The organism is Actinotignum sp. usb-actsch-rep-73 (assembly GCF_059082735.1).
This window is the reverse complement of the sequence record NZ_JBHNPV010000054.1, coordinates 1-3,274: the sequence shown is the minus strand read 5'-3', so window position 1 is coordinate 3,274 and position 3,274 is coordinate 1. Positions and strand designations below refer to the sequence as shown.

General features: G+C 58.0%; 1 protein-coding gene. It reads right to left on the bottom strand.

Annotated features, from left to right (window positions below; all coding sequences use genetic code 11):
• Window positions 1–49 precede the first annotated feature (49 nt).
• Entirely contained in the window at window positions 50–3,226 is a 3,177-nt protein-coding gene (locus AC5RE1_RS03795; RefSeq protein ID WP_493938369.1) for a type I restriction endonuclease subunit R, read from the bottom strand.
• Between the last annotated feature and the right edge of the window lie 48 nt (window positions 3,227–3,274).

Sequence of the window (3,274 nt, the reverse complement as noted above, 5' to 3'; positions counted from 1 at the left end):
CATGAAAAGGCCGGGAGCGTATCCCGACCTCAGGCGATTACCTGACGTGTCATTCGATGTCGAAGCCACCGGACTCGAGGAATCTCCTCAGCAGCTTGTCAACCCTGGCATTAACCTTGAAGGGAGAGATCTCCCTTCTGTCAACCCTCTCGAAGTATGCCCGAGCCTTAGCCTTGTCAACGGTGTCCACAAGCGCCTTGAATCTTCCGAAATCGTTAATATTGGCTTCGTTGATGTCGAGCCTCATCATGGCCTCAAGCTGTTCCTCGTCAACCCCGATGGCATCAACGAGCTTGGCGACCTGCTTGTTCCGGGCGCGCTGGGCATAGCGGGTGATGTAGTCCCTGAGGGTCATTCCCGACTCGACCGAGACCTCTCCGGACTGGATGTCATGGATGAAGAGTTCCGCGAACCCCTGGTCCTCCTGGGACAACGTAGCGAAGGTACGATGGAGGTTCGCGTAGAGAGCGTCGATCTCCTCGGGCGAGACATCTCCCTGCTCGAGAGCCTTGAGCCACTTGGTAAAGTTCTCGTTCATGTACTGGGTGTCGATTTGCCCGGTGTTGATCTCGGTGAGATAGCCCTTGATGTCGAACGGGGCAACAGGCGCTGTTTCATCCTCGGGAGGATCGGTTCTCGTGCTCAGTTCCTTGTACCTACGAACCAATGCGTTGAAGCGACTCTCGTCGAACGCGACTTCGACCATCTCGGTTGTTCCGGTATCGGGATCCTGATCTCCGAAAACCTCAGTATCGCCCCAGGAGAAGCCCTGCACCTTGACAGCCTCAAGATGCTCGTGGAACGCGTTGAACAGCTCGGCGAACTTCGCCTTGGCCGCGTCGCTCTCGGGCAGCTTGCTGAAATCCTCGCTCCCACCTTCCTTAAAGACGGTTTCCATCTGGGCGAACAGCTCGTTGCACTTGGCCATGTTTTCGGGCAGCTTGCTGGCGAACAGTCCGAATGGCTTGTCCCCGGAATAGAGCTTCACCGCTTCCTCGATGTTGCGGCGCATGGTGTGGGGCTTGCGGTAGTAGCGGATGACACCGAAGGGCTTCTCGTCGCCCGCGAACAGGCGATTGGTGCGGCTGATCGCCTGGATGAGCAGGGCGTAGTCGATGACCTTGTCCAAATAGAGGACGTTTATCCACTTGGAGTCGAAGCCCGTGAGCATCTGGTCCACCACGATGAGGACGTCGATCCTCTCTTCGGGATGGTTCTCGACGTTGAGATGCGGCCTCTTGTGAGCCAGGCGCGCGGCCATGTCCTTCTTCATGGCGGCATGGGTCGGTATCGTGTACTCCCTACCGTATGTGGCGTTGTAATGCTCGATGATCTCCTTGAGGCCCTCCTCCTTGTTGATCGCCTTGTCACCCGAATTGTCGATGTTAGGGTCGAAGAGCGCCGTGACCTTGAGCTGCGGGACCTCGTCCCTGAACATCCTGAAGTACTCGATGGCCTCGGCGATGGAGCTGGTGGCCAGGATCCCATGGAACTTGCCGCCATGAGAGATGCGCTCCCAGCCGGATAGGATGTCCTCCACCACCTTCCTGCGGTGCTCGTCGTCCTGGTACTGGACAGATGGCACGAAGTGCTCGATGCCGTGCTTCTCGGAACCGGGCTTGTCGTTGACGTCGCCCATGCCAACCTTGGACGTATCCATCCAGTAGTAGTAAACCTTGCTCTTGCGGTCGTCCAAGAGGGCGTCGCCAACGCTGCCCGCCTTGGCTTTGTTCAGCGCCACCGCCTCGCGCACGGAGGCGTCCTTGAAGGTGCACACCATGTAGGGGTCGAATCCCAGCACGTTGCCGTCGCGGATGCCGTCAGCGATGCTATAGCGGTGTAGCTCGTCGCCGAAGACGTCCGTGGTGGTGGACATCTTCTTTGCGTTCTCCTCGTGGATGGGAGTGCCCGTGAACCCGAAGAACAGGGCGTCGGGGAAAGTGTTCTTGATCGTGCGTAGCATGTCGCCGAAGGTCGAGCGATGGCATTCGTCGATGATGAACACGATGCGCTTGCCCCTCATCTGCTCCAGGTCGGAATCGGTGATACCGCCCTCCTCGGAGCGGATGAGGCTCATCTTCTGGATGGAGGTGACGATCAGCATGTCGTTGACGGAGCTACTCTTGAGTCGGCTGCGTAGCTCCGCGGTGTTCTCCGTGCCCTGCACAGCATCGTCGGCTGCTGCGAACGCTCGGTACTCGGCGAGGCTCTGGGTTCCCAGCTCGATGCGGTCCATAAGGAAGACCACCTTGTCAGCCTTTCTAGAATTGGCGATGAGCTGCGCACTCTTGAAGCTTGTCATGGTCTTTCCAGAGCCCGTGGTGTGCCAGATATACCCGCCGCGAATGCCCGGCATGCCCCATTGCTTGCGAGCGTTCACCTTGGCAACGCGGTCGGAAATCGCACGCGCCGCGTAAAGCTGATAGCTGCGCATGACCTTGAGTGCGCCGTCGGACTCGTCGGCGACGGTGTAGAAGCCGATGAGCTGGTGCGCTTCGGGAATCGAGAGGAATTTAGAGGCGATGGTCTTCCAATCGTTGACAGGTTCGTTGTTGAAGTCCGCCCAATGGAAACAGAAGCGCTCATTGACCTTCCCTCCGGTGCCGGGGGACGCGAAGTAGAGCATTTCTTCAGGGTTCATGGCGACGAACACCTGGACCAGGGAGAAGATGCCGGTGAAGACTCCCTCGTGCAGGTACTTGCTGATCTGATTGACGGCTTGGCTCGCAGGGACGCCCGTGCGCTTGAGCTCGATGTGGATCAGTGGCATGCCGTTGATGAGCAGCATCACGTCGCCACGGCGGACACCTGTCAGTTTGCTCGACGTGGTGAATTGGGGCTGCTGCGCGATCTGGTACCGCGTCTGGCCAGTGGCAATCTCCTGCGGGCGGAAGATCTTGAGGGATACCTCCTTGCCACAGTGGAGCTTATCGTCTGCATTGTCTCGCGTAATGGCCACGGTCTTGCCGTTGATGAAAGCGTTAAGTTTCAACGGGGTTCGCAGGGACGTCACCTGCTCCAGGATTTGGGCCATCTCAGAATCGGTAAGGGGGCAGCCGTTCAGGCGATCGATGTTGTTGTTGTTTTCGAAGATAATGGCGGCCCAGTTGTCTACGAGTTGTTTCTCGGTGGGGTTCCAGAGAACTCCGTCCTTGTCATCCCAGCCGTTGTTCTTGAGATTGGCGATGAGTGCCTCTTCGAACTGGGCTTCGTTCTCGAAAATCATGCTGCCTCCTTTTCTGGTGATAGAGCGTGGGGGTGCGTCGTATTTCGC